This window comes from Brevibacterium sp. S111 (assembly GCF_004745075.1).
Classification (GTDB): Bacteria; Actinomycetota; Actinomycetes; order Actinomycetales; family Brevibacteriaceae; genus Brevibacterium.
In genome coordinates this window covers 88,185-105,076 of sequence record NZ_RHFH01000008.1, presented here as the reverse complement: position 1 = coordinate 105,076, position 16,892 = coordinate 88,185, and the positions used below count along the sequence as shown (strand labels likewise).

At 64.4% G+C, this 16,892-nt stretch carries 12 protein-coding genes and 1 pseudogene; 5 read left to right on the top strand and 8 right to left on the bottom strand.

Annotated features, from left to right (window positions below):
• The first annotated feature begins 129 nt into the window (after positions 1–129).
• The 3 genes from glmM (at position 130) to EB836_RS10795 (ending at position 4,587) form a co-directional block, all read left to right on the top strand.
• Positions 130–1,482: a phosphoglucosamine mutase gene (gene glmM, locus EB836_RS10805; RefSeq protein ID WP_135540240.1), complete on the top strand. Its 1,353-nt coding sequence runs from the start codon at positions 130–132 to the stop codon at positions 1,480–1,482.
• A 262-nt stretch (positions 1,483–1,744) separates the two neighbouring features.
• Positions 1,745–2,725 carry a hypothetical protein gene (locus tag EB836_RS10800; RefSeq protein ID WP_135540238.1) on the top strand — a complete coding sequence of 327 codons (981 nt, stop codon included), beginning with the start codon at positions 1,745–1,747 and terminating at the stop codon, positions 2,723–2,725.
• 434 nt (positions 2,726–3,159) lie between these two features.
• Positions 3,160–4,587: an FAD-binding oxidoreductase gene (locus EB836_RS10795; RefSeq protein ID WP_135540236.1), complete on the top strand. Its 1,428-nt coding sequence runs from the start codon at positions 3,160–3,162 to the stop codon at positions 4,585–4,587.
• Here EB836_RS10795 and EB836_RS10790 read toward each other — a convergent pair.
• From EB836_RS10790 to coaA, 3 genes are all read right to left on the bottom strand, one after another.
• The gene (locus tag EB836_RS10790) at positions 4,556–6,262 is read right to left on the bottom strand and encodes a BTAD domain-containing putative transcriptional regulator (RefSeq protein WP_135540234.1); all 1,707 of its coding nucleotides are present in this window, start codon (positions 6,260–6,262) and stop codon (positions 4,556–4,558) included. The two genes, EB836_RS10795 and EB836_RS10790, sit on opposite strands and share 32 nt — an antisense overlap.
• Before the next feature lie 270 nt (positions 6,263–6,532).
• Complete coding sequence (locus EB836_RS10785) at positions 6,533–8,395, bottom strand: ABC transporter ATP-binding protein (protein ID WP_135540233.1); 1,863 nt, start codon at positions 8,393–8,395, stop codon at positions 6,533–6,535.
• A 347-nt stretch (positions 8,396–8,742) separates the two neighbouring features.
• Entirely contained in the window at positions 8,743–9,780 is a 1,038-nt protein-coding gene (gene coaA, locus EB836_RS10780) for a type I pantothenate kinase (protein ID WP_135540231.1), read from the bottom strand.
• Positions 9,781–9,956: 176 nt separating this feature from the next.
• Here coaA and glmS point away from each other — a divergent pair, with 176 nt between their 5' ends.
• Both glmS and EB836_RS10770 read left to right on the top strand, forming a co-directional pair.
• The gene (gene glmS, locus EB836_RS10775; protein WP_135540229.1) at positions 9,957–11,831 is read left to right on the top strand and encodes a glutamine--fructose-6-phosphate transaminase (isomerizing); all 1,875 of its coding nucleotides are present in this window, start codon (positions 9,957–9,959) and stop codon (positions 11,829–11,831) included.
• A 75-nt stretch (positions 11,832–11,906) separates the two neighbouring features.
• Positions 11,907–12,377: a holo-ACP synthase gene (locus tag EB836_RS10770; protein WP_101639114.1), complete on the top strand. Its 471-nt coding sequence runs from the start codon at positions 11,907–11,909 to the stop codon at positions 12,375–12,377.
• A gap of 39 nt (positions 12,378–12,416) precedes the next feature.
• Here the strand turns inward: EB836_RS10770 and EB836_RS10765 are convergent, their stop codons facing one another.
• The 5 genes and pseudogenes from EB836_RS10765 to EB836_RS10745 form a co-directional block, all read right to left on the bottom strand.
• Entirely contained in the window at positions 12,417–13,184 is a 768-nt protein-coding gene (locus tag EB836_RS10765; protein ID WP_101639115.1) for an ABC transporter permease, read from the bottom strand.
• Positions 13,185–13,187: 3 nt separating this feature from the next.
• Positions 13,188–13,937 (bottom strand): ABC transporter permease, encoded by a 750-nt coding sequence (locus EB836_RS10760; RefSeq protein WP_240689855.1) that lies wholly within the window; start codon positions 13,935–13,937, stop codon positions 13,188–13,190.
• 2 nt (positions 13,938–13,939) lie between these two features.
• The gene (locus EB836_RS10755; RefSeq protein WP_101639117.1) at positions 13,940–14,845 is read right to left on the bottom strand and encodes an ABC transporter ATP-binding protein; all 906 of its coding nucleotides are present in this window, start codon (positions 14,843–14,845) and stop codon (positions 13,940–13,942) included.
• Between the two features lie 111 nt (positions 14,846–14,956).
• Positions 14,957–15,627 (bottom strand): annotated as a pseudogene (locus tag EB836_RS10750) (response regulator transcription factor).
• The gene (locus EB836_RS10745; protein ID WP_101639118.1) at positions 15,624–16,859 is read right to left on the bottom strand and encodes a histidine kinase; all 1,236 of its coding nucleotides are present in this window, start codon (positions 16,857–16,859) and stop codon (positions 15,624–15,626) included. Before EB836_RS10745 ends, EB836_RS10750 begins: the two are co-directional and overlap by 4 nt.
• Positions 16,860–16,892 lie beyond the last annotated feature (33 nt).

Here is a 16,892-nt window from a genome sequence, read left to right as displayed (position 1 = left end):
CGCGGAAACCTGCGTTCGATGCGATCACGTCCCATCCCCTCGATCCCAGCGGTGACACCGGTCGTGATCGGCCGCCTCGGCGAGGGGATCGACTAAGATCGACTCCGACATTGACGAAAGGACCCCCACATGTCTCGACTCTTCGGCACCGATGGAGTGCGCGGACTGGCCAACCGTGACATCTCGGCCAAACTCGCGCTGCAGCTCTCGGTCGCAGGATCACGCGTGCTCAGCCGCGGCTGGACGGGTGAGAAGCGCCCCTTCGCTGTGGTCGGGCGAGACACGCGCGTGTCCGGCGAATTCCTCTCCGCGGCACTGAGCGCAGGCATCGCCTCGACCGGGGTCGACGTTCTCGATGCGGGCATGTTGCCGACGCCCGGCATCGCCCAGGTCGTCAAGGACACAGGTGCGGCTTTCGGCGTCGTCATCTCCGCCTCCCATAACCCCATGCCCGACAACGGGATCAAGTTCTTCGCCGCCGGCGGAACCAAGCTCGACGACGCGGTCGAGGACGAGATCCTCGCGATCTTCGACGAGGAGTGGGATCGCCCGACCGGTGCCGCTGTCGGTCGCATCTCCCGCTACCCGGCCGCCGCGGACGAATACACCGAGCACCTCGTGCGCTGCGTCGACGCCGGGAACGTGCGTCCGCTGTCGGGACTCAAGGTCGTCGTCGACTGCGCCCACGGTGCCGCCTCCATCGTCGGACCCGCCGCACTGCGCCAGGCCGGCGCCGAAGTCATCGTCTCCGCCGCCGAACCCGACGGCTTCAACATCAACGACGGGGTCGGCTCCACGCACCTCGAACCGCTGCAGCGACTCGTCGTCGAAACCCAGTCCGACCTCGGTGTGGCCTTCGACGGCGACGCCGACCGCTGCCTGGCCGTGGACTCCCTGGGGCGCGTCGTCAACGGCGACCAGGTCATGGGCATCCTCGCGATCGGGCTCAAGGAGCTCGGTGAGCTGCGCGGAAATACGTTGGTCACGACCGTCATGTCGAACCTCGGGCTGAAGCAGGCAATGGACAAGTACGGCATCGCCACCGTGCAGACCTCCGTCGGTGACCGTTATGTGCTCGAGCGGATGCTCGCCGACGGCTACTCTCTCGGCGGAGAGCAGTCCGGGCATGTGCTTATGCTCGATCACGGTACGACCGGCGACGGAGTGCAGACGGCGCTGCACCTGATGAAGCGCATGGCGGACGCCAAACGCACTCTGGCCGACCTGGCCGCGGAGATCCCGCAGCTGCCGCAGGCTCTCGTCAACGTCAAGGGCGTGGACAAACACGGGTTCGACCATCCGCAGGTCGCCGCCGAGGTGGCCGCTGTCGAGGCCGAACTGGCCGACACCGGCCGCGTGCTGCTGCGTGCTTCGGGAACCGAGCCACTCATTCGCGTCATGGTCGAAGCCGCCACCGAGGACACCGCCACCGAACAGGCCGAACGTCTCGCTGCCACCGTCAAGGAGCATCTGGCGCTCTGACCCGTGCTGCCGCTCCGCCGCCCGGTCAAGGGGTCGCTCGGTTGCCGCCCTGTCAAGGGGCGATCGGTTGCCGCCAACCGGACTTTGCAGCCTTCCGTCGTGCTCAACATCGCTCAAGTAGCGCGGAGCTCGAAAAAGTCGTCGCCAGTGACGACTTTTTCGAGTTTCGTGCTACTTGAGCCTGTGGATTCGAGTGGGCGGTTATCCACAGGCCCTGGAACCAACCTTGTGGTGGGTCACTCAGCTCCGGAATGCTGGGTGCATGTTCGCCTGCCTGACTTCTGCAGAACTCAGCGCCGCTGGGCTCAATTCCTACCAACTGCGGCTGGCTGAGCGCTGCTGTGTGAGGAGAGTCCGCCGCGGCGTGTATGTGGTGACGGCGGTCTGCGACGATCCGGCGCACCGATTCATTGCGAGTGTTGGGACTGCATCGGGTATCAGCCTGCCGCAGGAGTCGGCAGGGGCCCTCAAGCGGAATGAGGATCTGCGCATCCTCGTGCGGTCGTATGTCGATGATGTTCCTGCCGGAGCGGTCTTCTCTCACCAGAGCGCCCTGATCGTCCACGGCCTGTCGATCCCGTACTTCGAGGACAGTGCACCCACCCGTGTGGAATTCTCCCACCCGGAGTTCGGGGTCCAGCGTTCCTTCGTTCGCGTCTGGAAGAGGCCGCTGGAGGCGAAGACTGAGATCGTCAGGGGCTGCCGGGTCACTTCATTGCCTCAGACCCTGCTGGACGTGTCCCGTGATTGCCCACTGGCGTTCTCTGTCGCTGTGGTGGACGAGGCGATCCGTCGAAAGCTCATCTCAGCTCGAGAGTTCGCAGACTACTGCGCTCGTCACCCTGTGAGAACCCGACAAGGACGCATCGATGCCGTAGCCGCGAACGTCGACGCCCGGCGGGAGTCGGTGGCCGAATCGATCACGGCGGTCCGGTTCGTCGAATACTCAGTGCCAGGCTTCGAACCGCAAGTGGTCATTCTCGATGAGAACGGTGAATTCGTTGCGCGGACAGACTTCGCCAATCCAAAGGCTCACGTCATCGCAGAATTCGATGGAGCAGGAAAGTACTACCTCGACGGTGCCGACCCGAAGCAGGCCTTCGAGCATGAGCGTCGCAGGGAGTATTCGCTTCGCAATCTTGGCTTTCAGGTCTTCAGAATCACTTGGAAAGACCTTTTCAAAGGCGACCTCTTCCTGCGCATCAAAGACAGCGTCAATCGGCGCAGCGCGCAGACAGCCTAACGCGCGAATACTGCGGCCGATCTTGCGAGCAGACGGCACACTGACCGCACGAGAGTCCTGCCTCTCGGCCGGCTGTGCCGCAGGTGGTGCCGCTCAGGTCACGCGAATCTCGAAAAAGTCGCCGCCAGTGACGACCTTTTCGAGATTCGCGTGACTTGAGTAGAAGGTTGGGCTGTTGGCGTGACTAGAGCTGAGGGTGGGGCTGTTCGCGTGACTTGAGCAGAAGGGTGGGCTGGTCGCGTGACTAGAACTGAGGGTGGGGCCGTTCGCGACCTCCGAAGAGGGCTTCCGGCAGCGGGCAGCACGACGAAAGGCTCCGCTCGCCGACGTAAGCGAGATGTAAGCGCCGCTTGGGAGGATCGAGCCATCCGACGACGGATCAGAGTCGACCGCCGTCGGTACAGAACCTCACATCTTCCAACGATCGGAGATCTATGACTCTGCAATCCCAGCCGGTCCTCACCGATGTCGCACGTGAGGATACGACCGATTCAGCCGCCGAACTGGCCGCGATGGTCGAGCCGGTGACGATCTATCTTCCCGGCGATGCCGGGTACGACAGTGCCAGAACGCTGTGGAACACCGCCGTCGATCTGCTGCCTGCAGCGATCGCGGAACCGACCACCGCCGCCGAGGTGTCCGCTGTCGTCACCGCGTCACGACAGCTCGGACTGAAGGTCGCCCCGGTGAGCACGGGTCACAACGCAGGCCCGTTGGTCCAACACGACCTCGCATCGACCGTCCTGGTCAAGCTCTCCGCCATGACCGCGGTCGAGGTCGATCCGTCGACAGCGATGGCGAAGGTGCAGGGCGGAGCGCTGTGGGGCGACGTCATCGACGCCGCTGGTCGCCACGGTCTGGCTTGCCTGCATGGCTCGTCACCAGATGTCGGAGTCGGCGGATACCTGCTCGGCGGCGGGATTTTCCTGTACGGGCGCAGACTCGGAATGGCCACCAGCAGTCTCACCGCCGTGGAGATCGTCCTGGCCGACGGCTCCCTGATCCGTGCGGACCATCGTCAGCATCCGAGCCTGTTCTGGGCTCTGCGCGGGGGAGGCGGCAGCTTCGGCATCGTCACCTCCTTCGAATTCTCGCTGTATCCGCTGGAGACCGTGCACGCAGGAATGATGGTCTGGGACATCGACGATGCTGACCGGGTCGTACGTTCCTGGGCGAAATGGGCACATGGCGCCCCCGATGAGATCACCACCTCGATGCGCATCCTCAATCTCCCGGAGGCCCCGGACATCCCGGAATCGGTGGGAGGTCGCCCTGTCGTCTGCATGGACGGCGCCGTCCTGGGAAGAGAAGACCAGGCCGACAGCATTCTCGCTCCGCTCAGGGCACTGTCCCCGCGGGTCGACACCTTCGACCAGGTGCCGCCCAGCGCGATCGCCCGCCTCCATATGGATCCTTTGGGGCCGACCCCGGTCACCGGCGACACAGCCCTGCTGGGGCGCCTGACGGATGAGGCGGTAGACGCATTCCTTGCCGAAGTCGGACCCGGAACCGAGCACGCTCTGCTGTCGGCGGAGCTGCGTCAGCTCGGGGGAGCCCTATCACGGCGAAATCCCGACGGCGGTGTGCTCAGCCGATTGGACGGGAGTTTCCTGCTCTTCGGTGTGGCGATCGCCGACACTGCGGAGAACGAAGCGCGCGGACATTCGGACGCTTCCCATCTGGTTCGAACGATGTCGCCATGGAGCACGGGGCGTCGGTACCTCAACTTCGCCGAAGAACCGGTCGACGTCGGTGACAATTACGGTGAACGCGAATGGCTGACGCTGACGAGGGTGAAGAGCGCCTACGATCCTGAGAATCTGTTCGCAGCTAATCACCCAGTGCCGCTGGCTCACAGGTGATCCCGGTGCCTGCACCCGGACTCGCCGCGGTGCGGTGTGTGAACGGTACCGGGAAGTCGATGCGGCGGTAGTGAGACTGCGCCTCACGTCGGTGGCGGAGAGCGGACGGTGCATCCCCCATCTGCTCTTCCGCCTCGGCGAGGCGTGCGGCGGCTCGACCGGCGAAGAGCCAGTAACCGGACCACTGTGCCAGTTCGCGTCCGGCTCGAGCGTGCACGATCGCGGTCTTCGGCCGCCCCCACATCAACTGGGCTTTGGCCATCGACGCATGGGTACCGGCGGCCAAGGGGATGCGCATCGTCTCGTGAGCGCACAGGAGAGCGGTTCGGTACCAGTCGAAGCACTCGACATCGCCCGCATCACGTTTCGAACAGGCGACATCGAGCAGAAGCGGCCCCTCATCGGTTTCGGCACTGGCCCGTCGGGCGATGTCCAAAGCGGTGAGAGCTCCGACCACGGCATGGTGCTGTCGACCGGCCCTCCTGTCGATCTGGCTTCGGGTCCGCCACCACATGACTTGGCGTGACATAGGCCCGGTCGGCTCGCCTGCGGCGGTCAGTGACTCCTCGGCTCGATTCAGTCGAGACATGTGGGTGAGGACCAGGGCCCGGATGATCCGCAGCATCGCATCGGTTCCCGTCGTTCGCCCGTCGAGCCTCGACGCCTCACCGAGGAGGCGCAGAGCCCGGCGCAGGTCGCCGATCAGCGCCATGACTGCCACCATGTCCCGGAGCAGGATCGCACACTGATTCTCGTGTCCCAGCCCCGAGTGGAGGGCCTCCAAACGCTCCAGCACGGTCAGTGCCTCATGGGGTCGACCTGTGGCCATAAGGATGTACGCGAGTTCTCGACGCAGCACCGATCCGCGCATCGTCGGATCGGTCTCGTCCTCGCTGCAGGGTATGAGTTCACCGGCCGGGTCGACGATGGCGAGGTCGGAGCGGATCGCCTCTTCCCGCAGACGCGAGAGCGGCTGGTGAGGGGCGATGAGGTCCGGGGCCGAATCGAGCCCCAGGTCCGCGAGAGCGCGGTTGACCTGCGTGAATGCTTCGGGCAGTTCCGTGGCCCGCCCCGTCTGCTGCAGTGCCGACAATCGCAGAACCTGGGCGTGCTCGTTCTCCGGCTGTTCTTGTGTCAGCAGAGTGAGCAGCCTGAGCGCCGTGCGACCGTCGCCGAACTCCAGATGGAATTCGGAGCACTTCTCCCGCACCTGTGTGTACAGGTCCCTGAGCTCGGACTGCCAGGCTGCGGTCTCGGGCAGGTCGACGCCGGGAAACGGTTCGCCCTCCCATAGGGACGCAACGCGTTCAAGATGGCGGAGGGTCTCGAGATCGTGATCGGGCAGGTCACCGGCAAGAGCGGATCGGGCGCTGTGTTCGAAGCGCCATGCATCGACGGCGGACTGTGCGAGATCGAGGCGATAGCCGTATGCCGAACTCAGCAGAACGCCGTCTCCCAACTGCCGACGCAGTCGGTGGATTTGGACGTGGAGGCGCGTGTGAGCACGTTCGGACCATCCGTCCGGCCACAGGGCTTCGACGATGAGCGATGCCGGCGTCCATGCCCGGAGCCGGAGAACCAACAGAGACAGGAGGGCTCGCTGAGTGCGTCCCTGTACCCCTCGGGCCACACCATCATGGAGAATCTCCACGCGCCCCATTACGCGCAATTCCATCCGATCAGCGTAGAGGCATAAGACACCAGGAGGAATACCTCGACGAACCTCACGAGCTTTCGGGCTGTTCGTTGTCCCGTCGTCCTCCGGTTTCCTATCTCAGCAGTCGATGATCGGAGCGAGGCAGAGGAAGAATACGAAGACGATCACTGCCATGTGACAGCCATCAGCAAGCGATCGACGAGCAGCCATCAGCGAGCTGTCGACGGCTGCGTTGGAGTGTGGCTGTGGAGTGATGGCGAGTCGCTCCGACGCGCGGTCCGTCGACGCTCAGCTCGACGCGAACTGGGTGGCGTAGAGCTCGGCGTAGCGGCCGCCGCGGCCGACGAGTTCCGCGTGCGAACCGGATTCGACGATGCGCCCGGCCTCGACGACGAGGATCGTATCGGCCTGCCGGATCGTCGACAGCCGGTGCGCGATGACCAGCGCCGTGCGACCGTGCATCGCCTGAGCCAGCGCCCGCTGAATCGCCGCCTCGTTCGTCGAGTCCAGCGCCGAGGTGGCTTCGTCGAGGACGACGATCTCCGGGGATGCGAGCAGCATCCGGGCGATCGTCAGTCGCTGACGCTCACCGCCGGACAGACGGTACCCGCGCTCGCCGACGACCGTGTCCAAGCCGTCGGGCAACGCATTGATGACGGTTGACAGCTGCGCCCGGTCGATCGCCTCGAGCATCTGCTCCTCGGTCGCGTCGGGGTTGACGAGCGCGAGGTTCGCCCGGATGGACTCGTGGAAGACATGACCGTCCTGAGTGACCACGCCGACGGCGTCGCGCAGATCGGAGAATGACAGGTCGCGGACATCCACCCCGCCGATCCGGACAGACCCGCCGGTGGTGTCATACAGGCGCGGCAACAACGAGGCGATCGTCGACTTGCCGGCACCCGAAGAACCGACGAGAGCGACGGTATGTCCTGCGGGGATCGTGAAGCTCAGGTCGTGGATGACTTCGTCGCCGCCGCGGGAATCGAGCACGGAGACGTCTTCGAGGCTGGCCAGGCTGACCTGAGAAGCGCTGGGATACGCGAAGTCGACGTGATCGAAGGACACGTCCAACCCGCCGGCCGGCAGCGCACGCGGCTTCTCGGGTTCCTTGAAGTAGGGCACGAGGTCGAGGATCTCGAACACGCGCTGGAACGACACGACGGCACTTTGGATGTCCAGGCGTGCGTTCGCGAGCATGGTCAGTGGAGTATAGAGCCGGGTGAGCAGCAGTGCCAGGGTCACGACCTGCCCGGCATTGAGGTTGCCGAGGACGGCCTGAGCACCTCCGACACCGTAGACCAGGGCGAGGGCCAGAGCCGATACCAGCGTCAGCGAGGACACGAACGTCGACTGCAGCATCGCGACCTTGACGCCGATGTCGCGGACCTGACCGGCACGGTCGGCGAACTCCTCGTTCTCCTTGCGCGGATTGCCGAAGAGCTTGATCAATGTCGCACCGGCGGCCGAGAACCTCTCGGTCATCCGCGTGGACATGTCCGCGGAGTTGTTCGCGGCCTCGAACTGCAGAGAGGCGAGCTTCCCCGAGAGCATACGGGTGGGGATGATGAACAGGGGCAGCAGGAGGATCGACATCACCGTCACCTGCCAGGAGATCGTGACCATCACACCCACGGTCAGCGCTAGGGACACGAAGTTCGACACGATTCCCGACAAAGTGTTCGAAAACGCCCGCTGCGCGCCGATGACATCGGTGTTGAGCCGGGAGACCAGGGCGCCGGTACGGGTGCGGTTGAAGAAGGCGATCGGCATCGACTGCACATGGTCGTACACGGCCGTGCGCAGATCGAAGATGAGACCCTCACCGATGCGGGAGGACAGATACCTGTTCGTGATCGAGATCGCGGCGTCGGCGATGGCCAGACCGCCGATGGCCACAGCCAGCCACACCACTGTCGATACGGGCCCGCCGCCGGTGATGGCGTTGACGACGTCACCGGCGAGCACCGGGTTGAGCACGCCGATTCCCGCTGTGAGGACGGAGAGGACGAGGAAGACGATGAGCTTGCGCTTGTGCCGGGTCGCGTACGCGGCGATCCTCCGGTAGATGCCCGGCTGGATGGTCGTCTGCGGCGTCTTCTGGTTCTTGACCGAGGAGTACATCACACGGTGCGCGGAAGGCATACTCATAGTGTGTCCCTTTCTGCTGCCGAAGCGACCGAGACTGCGCAGGACGCAGCCGATCGGAAACGAGGCACTCGAACGGGTCGAGAGATCCCGCAGAGTTGCGCCGCACCTACGCTGATGCAGGGATCGCCCGCATCCGGTCGTCGCTGAGGGCGGGTGGCCCTCCGGCGGAGAGTAAAACAGTGCACACAGTGCAACTGCGCGAGGGGCGAAACTATTTCCTCACCCGCCGGCGACCCCGCTCACACCCGCCTAGAACCGCGCCCCAACACCCACCTCGAGCCGCGCCCGAGCACCTCCCCCGAACGGCGTCAGAGCATCCACTCCGGTGGCCGCCCGAACACCGCGGCTCACAGCTTGCGCAGCTGCACCTTCCGGATCGTGTGGTCGGCGGATTTGTGGAGCACGAGGTCGGCGCGGCCGCGGCTGGGCTGGACGTTCTCGCGCAGGTTCGGGAAGTTGATCGAGTCCCAGATCTCCGTGGCCAGGGTGATCGCTTCGTCGTCGTTGAGTTGTGAGTACCGGTGGAAGTAGGAGTCCTCGTCCTGGAACGCACCGTGTTTGAGCTTGAGGAACCGGGAGATGTACCACTGTCGGATGTCGCGCGACCGCGCGTCGACGTAGACGGAGAAGTCGAAGTAGTCGCTGATCGCCAGCCCTACGGCTCCGTCTTGGCGGGGACGGGCGGGCTGAAGGACATTGAGCCCTTCGACGATGAGCACATCGGGGGAGCGGACGACCACCTCGGCGCCGGGGACGATGTCGTAGGTGTGGTGCGAGTACACGGGCGCACGGACCTCGGGAGCACCGGACTTCACGGCCGAGATGAACTTGAGCAGCTTGCGCCGGTCGTAGGATTCGGGGAATCCTTTGCGGCCGTTGAGGCGGCGCCGGTCGAGTTCGGCGTTGGGGTAGAGGAACCCGTCGGTGGTGATGAGTTCGACGCGCGGCGTGTCGGGCCAGCGGGCGAGCAGCTCACGCAGCACACGCGCGGTCGTCGACTTGCCCACGGCCACGGATCCCGCGACGCCGATGACGAACGGGGTCCGCTTGGCCTCCTGCGGTTCCAAACCGAGTTCGTGCAACGGCGAGAAGAATTCCCGGGTCAGGTCGTGTTTCGCCCGGCGGGCGGAGACGTAGAGGTTGAGCAGCCGAGACAGCGGCAGGTACACCTGGGCCACCTCGTCGAGGTTGATCCGATCACCGAGCCCGCGCAGACGTTCGATATCGCGTTGCTTGAGCGGCAGCGGGGTGGCCTGGGCGAGCGTGCCCCACACCTCGCGATCGAATTCCCAGAACGGGGACGTCGTATCCGGCTCGCTGCGCCGGGCGGTGTAGAGGCCGGCGAGCCGCCGCGCGCGGTCCAGCTGAGGATCGACTTTGCTCATGCGCCCATTGTGTCATGGGTCATGAAAGCCACCCGCGCCGAGGTGGTCCGCCGTTCCGCACCCACCCGCGCCGAGGCGGCGCCGAGGTCTCCGTCGCACGTGCAGTTCGTCACGTTGACCCGATCGTGACTCGCCGAAATACACGTGATCGGCCGTGAGTGCGTAAAATCTCCCTCATGTGTGGAATCGTTGGCTATGTATCCAAGGCGCCCGTTGACAATGCCGATCATCTGGCGCTCGACGTCGTGCTCGGTGGCCTGAAGAGGCTCGAGTACCGCGGCTACGACTCGGCCGGAGTCGCGCTCGTGACCGACGACAGGCAGCTCGCCTCGGCGAAGAAGGCCGGAAAGTTCTCGGCGCTGACCGAGGAGATCGAGGCCAACCCGCTGCCGGCCGCTCAGACCGGCATCGGCCACACTCGTTGGGCCACTCATGGCGGACCCACCGATCTCAACGCCCACCCGCACCTGGCCGACGGCGGCAAGCTCGCGCTCATCCACAACGGCATCATCGAGAATTTCGCGCACCTGAAGAAGGACCTCGTGGCCGAGGGCGTCGAGTTCCTCTCCGAAACCGACACCGAGGTGGCCGCCGCTCAGCTGGCCAAGAACTACCGGGCCATCGGTGACCTCACCGCCGCCATGCGCACTACAGCGACCGAGCTTGAGGGCGCGTTCACCCTGCTGGCCGTCCACGCCGACGCTCCTGGTCAGGTCGTCGCCGCCCGTCGGAACTCGCCGCTGGTCATCGGCCTCGGGGAGGGGGAGAACTTCCTCGGCTCCGACGTCGCCGCCTTCATCGACTACACCCGCACGGCCGTCGAGATCGGTCAGGACGAGGTCGTGACGATCACCCCCGACGAGGTCTCGATCACCGACACGGAGGGCAACCCCGTCGAGGGTGAGCGCTTCGAGGTCGACTGGGACACCGCTTCGGCGGAGAAGGGCGGCTTCGCGTCCTTCATGGACAAGGAGATCCACGATCAGCCCCAGGCCGTCGCCGATACGCTGCTCGGCCGTCTCGACACCGAGGGTCGGCTGACGCTCGACGAGATGCACATCGACGAGTCGGTGCTCAAATCCGTGGACAAGATCGTCGTCATCGCCTGCGGCACCGCTGCCTATGCCGGTCAGGTCGCGAAATACGCGATCGAGCACTGGTGCCGCATCCCCACCGAGGTCGAACTCGCCCACGAGTTCCGCTATCGGGATCCGGTGGTGACGGAGAAGACCCTCGTTGTGGCGATCTCCCAGTCGGGGGAGACCATGGACACGATCATGGCCGTCCGCCACGCCCGTCAGCAGGGTGCGAAGGTCATCGCGATCTGCAACACTTTCGGCTCGACGATCCCACGCGAATCCGACGCCGCCCTGTACACGCATGCGGGCCCGGAGATCGCCGTGGCCTCGACGAAGGCGTTCCTGTCCCAGGTCGTCGCCTGCTACCTGCTCGGCCTCTACCTCGCACAGCTGCGGGGCAATAAGTTCCGCGATGAGATCGCAGCGATCCTTAACGAACTGCAGACCATTCCGGAGAAGATACAGCACATCCTTGATGAGACGAAGTCGCAGGTCCTCGCCCTGGCCGACCGCAATCAGGAAGTCGGTTCGGTGCTGTTCCTCGGTCGTCACGTCGGCTACCCGGTGGCGATGGAGGGTGCGCTCAAGCTCAAAGAGCTCGCGTATATCCACGCCGAGGGCTTCGCCGCCGGTGAGCTCAAGCACGGACCGATCGCACTCATCGACGACGGTCAGCTCGTCATCATCGTCGTGCCGTCCAAGCGCGGCCGCGATTCGCTGCATGCGAAGGTCATCTCGAACATCCAGGAAGTGCGCGCTCGCGGTGCGAACACCGTCGTCATCGCCGAGGAAGGCGACGAGGAGGTCGATCAGTTCGCCTCCGAGGTCATCTTCGTGCCCGAGACGACGACGCTCATGGCGCCGCTGCTGACGACCGTTCCGCTGCAGATCTTCGCGATGGAGCTCGCCACGGCCAAGGGCCTCGACGTCGACCAGCCGCGCAACCTGGCAAAGTCGGTTACGGTCGAGTGATCCGCCTCGGTGCCGGACCAGACGATGTCCGGTCCGGCACCTGAGCAGGTTGGTGTTCTCTGAGGAGGTTCGGTTATGGCGATTCTAGGGATCGGCACTGACATTGCGGATGTGCCGCGCTTCGCCGAGCACATCGAACGGGTGCCTGAACTCCTCGACCGTCTGCTCACCCCGGCCGAGCAGCTCAAACGCAACGGCAAACGTCGCACTGATGCCTCCTTGGCTGCCCGGTTCTCCGCGAAGGAGGCGCTGAAGAAGGCGATCGGCTTCCCCGGATGGCTACCGTGGCAGTCCGCCGAGGTGGTCCCTGCCCGCTCCGGTGCCCCGAGCTTCCGTCTGCGCGGGCTGGTGCTCGAACATTTCCGGGCCATCGGCGGCACGAACATCCACCTGTCGATCACCCACGATGCGCACCTGACGATGACGTTCGTCATCGCCGAGGGGGAGGGGCCGTCGCTGAGTCCCGGCATCGAGGGAGTCGCCGAGCATTTCACCCACTCGATGTACGGCAAGGATGCGCGCCTGGGCGAGGCACCGGAACGCTGATCGCTTCCGGAATACAGGAGCCCCGACGATTCGACCGGCTCATGCTCTGGTGTCAGAACGATTGAGAATCCAGGTGGTCACGATGACGATCACTGCCGTGGCTGCGCTCGAGACCGCCGCGACGAGTCCGGCGGTGCCGACTGAGATGCCTGCAGCGTCGAACGAGGTGTTGCTCGCCTCGACCAGTGACGTGCCCAACTGTGTCGCATAGGTCGCAGTGGCATACGGCACCGCAATGACTGCCGAGATGTCGACCAGCAGGGCGGTTGTCGAGATTCCCGTGGCGACTAGGGCGATGGCTACTGGAGCGGCGAACGAACGGAAGAACGTGGACAGGCCCGACTGCAGTGCTGCGACCGGTACGCAGGCGATGATGACGAGGACGCTGCTCATGAGATATTGGGGTGGCAACATCCCGGGGAGGTCGAAGAGGATCTTTCCGAATCCCACGACGGTGAGGACGAGCACGATCTGCATGAGTGCGGAGAGGACGGCCACCGCGGCGGTCTTGCTGAGCACCGTCGTCGACGTCGGCACCGAGGTGCTCATGAGGGCATTCCAATTGCCGTTCCGGTGCTCGGTCCGCCAGATCAGCGATGCGAGGATGGCGATGCCGACCGGGAGAAGCGCCATCCCATAGAAGCCGATCGACCGGATCCACAGAGTGTGCCACCCGTCATCGAGGCCACTGTCCGCGGCAAGGGAGCTCATCGACCCCGATGCGACAGCGATGACGGGCAGCAGTATGACGACTGCCCAGGCCAGAGAGCGTTGGAGTTTGATGAATTCGATGTTGACGTACCTCATGGCTCATTCCTCCCGGCGGTCAAATCGGGCGGTGATCAGTGAGAACAGGCAGACCCCGACCAGCCCCAACAGCATGACCCGGAGGTAGGGGATATCGAGGTAGACGAGATCGGTGCCGATGTAGTCGGCCGGTGCTGTGAGAGCGTAGTACCCCCACGGCGTCAGCATCGCCAGCCAGTCCGGGAGAGCCGAACCGAATACCGCGATGAAGAGGCCGATGACGGCGATTCCCATGCACACCAGCTGGTTTTCGATCGTCGACGACAGCAGCAGATGCGCAGCGAGAACTGCCAGATTGACGACGATGACAGCAGCCGTATACCCGAGCCAATGCTCCAGCGGCAACGGTGAGGTGATCCCGAGCCCGAACCCGATGGCTATGAGGATGAGACTCTGGAGCACGGTCGCTGCGGTGACGAGGGCACCGAGGGCAAGGAACTTCGACCGGCACATCCTGCCTGGAGTCACCCCCGACGTTGCCGACAGCAGCCAACCATTGCCCGCGTGTTCGGCCTCGACCTGACGACTGGCGATGGCCGCGATGACCAAGGGTGAGATGAGGCCAGCTGAGAATCCGAGACCGGCCAGGAGGATCTTCCACGGGAATCCGGCAGGATCGCCGAGTTGAGCCGTCATGCCCGATGCCAGGCCGCGAAACGCCGTGAGGCCGACGACTCCGGTGAGGAGGACGAGGACAAGAGCGCCCACCCGGAGATGACGCATCTTCGCGAATTCGTTGACGACGAGTCTCATTCTCACAGCCCACCAGCCTTCGTCAGATCGATGAAGACGTCTTCGAGTGTCTGGTCATCGCGGCGCACCTCGAAGACGTCGACGCCGGCGTGGACGAGAGTCGAGACTGCGCGAGCCGTCGCAGCATCATCGGCTTGAGCGATTCGTGTCGCCCTGCCGTCGGTGCGGCAATCCAGAGACTGCCGCAGCATCGACTGCGCAAAGCGGGGATCGGACGTTTCGATGATGACGTCCGGCCTCGAGGCGGCCATGAGCTGGGACCGGGTTCCTTGGAAGAGCAGACGTCCCTCCGACAGGATTCCGAGCGTGGTCGCCGTCTTGTCGATCTCTCCGAGAAGATGGCTGGAGACCATGACCGTCACCCCGGAGGCGGCGAGGTTCCTCAGCAGTTCGCGGATCTCCTCGATGCCGGCCGGGTCGAGGCCGTTTGTCGGCTCATCGAGGATTAGCAGCTGCGGCTGTCTGGCCAATGCGAGTGCGATGCCCAGGCGCTGCTTCATTCCCAGGGAGAAGTTGCGGACGCGCTTTCCCATCTGGCTGCGAAGGCGGACGGTGTCGACAGCCCAATCGATCTGTCGCTGCGGCAGGTCCAGGAGGCGCTGCATGATCCGCATGTTCTCCCGACCCGTGAGGTGCCCGTATCCCGGAGGGGCCTCGATGAGCGATCCGACGTGGGCCAGCAGACGACGCCGCGAGGTACGGGTCATCGGCTGTCCCATGATCAGCACGTCCCCGTGTGTCGGGCGGATGAGCGAAAGCAGCATCTTCATCGTCGTCGACTTGCCGGAGCCGTTGGGTCCGAGGAAGCCGTAGACGCAGCCGTGCGGTACGCGGAGGCTGAGGTCGTCGACGACGGTACGGGATCCGTAGCGTTTGGTCAGGTGCGCTGTTTCGATCACATTGCTCATGACTCAACCGTCGCGAAGACGGGCGCAGCAGCACATCGCCCGGGAGACATATTCTGCCCCTATGTCTCACGGCATAGGGAGCCGAACCGCTGCCGTCAGTGGCGGAGACTTTCAGTACGTCGCAGCACGCACCAAGCCGGAGTTGAAGGCGGCGATGACGATCTGCACCCGGTCTCTGGCGTCGAGCTTCGTGAGGATGTTGCTGACGTGGACTTTAACTGTGCCCGGTGCCAGGACGAGCTCCTCGGCGATCTCACCATTGGACAGTCCCTGGGCGACGAGGCGGACGACGTCCTTCTCTCGGGAGGTCAGTTCCGAGAGCGCAGCGTCGTTTCCCTCGTCGATCGTCTTGTCTTCGTCCGCGGTTGTGAAGCGTTCGAGCAGTCGGCGCGTCGTGCTGGGAGCCACGACGGCGTCCCGGCGTGGACGTGTCTGATGGCGGAGACAAGTTCCTCAGTGCTCGCGTCTTTGAGGAGGAAGCCACTGGCACCAGCATGGAGTGCATCGTAGACGTACTCGTCGAGGTCGAATGTCGTGAGTATGAGGACTTTGGGAGGGGCGTCGAGTCCGCAGATGAGTTCGGTGGCCACGACCCCGTTCATCGATGGCATGCGCACATCCATGACGACGACGTCGAAATCCTCTTTCTGCGCCAGCTCGTAAGCCTCGGCGCCGTTCTCAGCTGATCCGGCGATGGTGAGATCCGGTTGGCCGCCCAGAACCATCTCGAAGCCTCTGCGGATCATTTCCTGATCATCGACGAGCAGGATGCGAATGGTCATGACCGACGACCTCCGATCGGCAGTACGGCGTGGACTTCGAAACCGTGGTGTCTTCGGAATCCCGCGTGCAGAGTGCCATCGTAGGCGCTGACTCTTTCCCTCATGCCCACGAGGCCGTGTCCGTTCTTCTGACGTTCGTGGTTCGCCGATGTTGAGTTCCCGTTATCGGTGATGCGGATGGCGACCTGGTCGCTGGTCTGATCGACTCGGACGTGCACCTCGGTCAGCTGAGTGCCGGCGTGCTTGCGCACATTGGTCAGCGCCTCCTGGACAATGCGGTACACAGCCAGGCTCAGGCCCTCAGGCAGGGGAGAACGTTCGCCTCGATGATCGAGTGTGGCCGGAAACCCTGCTGTCTGCGACTCCGCGACCAACTGTCTCAGCTGGTCGATGCCGGGTTGGGGAGCCGCATCGGCGGAATCATCGGTGCGAAGCACTCCGAGCATGGTGCGCATCTCCCGGAGGGCGCTGCGTCCCGTGTCCCGGACGTCCTCCATGGCGGTCTTCGCCTTGGCGGGCTGGGAATCGACGGACGCCGCGGCTCCATCGGCCAAGACGGAGACGACGCTGAGGCTGTGCGAGACGACATCATGTAGTTCGCGGGCGATGCGCTCTCGTTCCTGCGCGGCAACGATCTGCTGCTGGACCTGTGCTTCGCGTTCGAGCTGCTCGGCGCGTTCACGAAGGGTGTGCTCATGGTCGCGTCGGACTCTCACCAGGGCACCCCACGTGCTAGTCCACACGGTGATGGCGATGAGCACGCCAACGTCTCCGACCGACATGTACCCGGCGTTGACCGGGGCGGATGTGGCGAAGATGAGGATGATGATGACGGCAGTCGTCGCGGGAACGGAGATGTGCCAGCGGAATCGCGAAGACAAGGCGCAGAGGGCGAAGAGGACCATGACATCGGCGATCATCATCTCGACGCCGATTGCGAGATGAACCGCGGCGACGAGGCTGATGGTGACGAACACCGTCAGCGGGCGCCTGTGCCTCAGAAGGTAGGGAGCGCAGAGTCCGACGGAGAAGAGCAAGCCGAGACCGGGCCACATGTCCTCGGGCACCGATGAGAACTGAATCGGGAGGTTGTAGACGAAGACGACCAACACGATGATCGAGTTGATGACGAACGGATGAGCGTCGAACCACGATCTGATGGAGTCATAGCGACGGTGCCCGCTGGGTGGTGAGCCAGCAGGTGGCGAGGGACTGCTCCATCGTTGCCTCATCGCCACAAGCCTAACGTGATCGCGGTGGAGGGC

What these genes read in the sequence shown, in the direction of transcription:
- glmM (WP_135540240.1), top strand. Translation starts at nt 130, where the DNA reads ATGTCTCGACTCTTCGGCACCGATGGAGTGCGCGGACTGGCCAACCGT.
- EB836_RS10790 (WP_135540234.1), bottom strand. Translation starts at nt 6,262, where the DNA reads ATGGAATTGCGCGTAATGGGGCGCGTGGAGATTCTCCATGATGGTGTG.
- EB836_RS10800 (WP_135540238.1), top strand. Translation starts at nt 1,745, where the DNA reads ATGTTCGCCTGCCTGACTTCTGCAGAACTCAGCGCCGCTGGGCTCAAT.
- glmS (WP_135540229.1), top strand. Translation starts at nt 9,957, where the DNA reads ATGTGTGGAATCGTTGGCTATGTATCCAAGGCGCCCGTTGACAATGCC.
- EB836_RS10795 (WP_135540236.1), top strand. Translation starts at nt 3,160, where the DNA reads ATGACTCTGCAATCCCAGCCGGTCCTCACCGATGTCGCACGTGAGGAT.
- EB836_RS10765 (WP_101639115.1), bottom strand. Translation starts at nt 13,184, where the DNA reads ATGAGGTACGTCAACATCGAATTCATCAAACTCCAACGCTCTCTGGCC.
- EB836_RS10760 (WP_240689855.1), bottom strand. Translation starts at nt 13,937, where the DNA reads ATGAGACTCGTCGTCAACGAATTCGCGAAGATGCGTCATCTCCGGGTG.
- EB836_RS10770 (WP_101639114.1), top strand. Translation starts at nt 11,907, where the DNA reads ATGGCGATTCTAGGGATCGGCACTGACATTGCGGATGTGCCGCGCTTC.
- EB836_RS10755 (WP_101639117.1), bottom strand. Translation starts at nt 14,845, where the DNA reads ATGAGCAATGTGATCGAAACAGCGCACCTGACCAAACGCTACGGATCC.
- EB836_RS10785 (WP_135540233.1), bottom strand. Translation starts at nt 8,395, where the DNA reads ATGAGTATGCCTTCCGCGCACCGTGTGATGTACTCCTCGGTCAAGAAC.
- EB836_RS10745 (WP_101639118.1), bottom strand. Translation starts at nt 16,859, where the DNA reads ATGAGGCAACGATGGAGCAGTCCCTCGCCACCTGCTGGCTCACCACCC.
- coaA (WP_135540231.1), bottom strand. Translation starts at nt 9,780, where the DNA reads ATGAGCAAAGTCGATCCTCAGCTGGACCGCGCGCGGCGGCTCGCCGGC.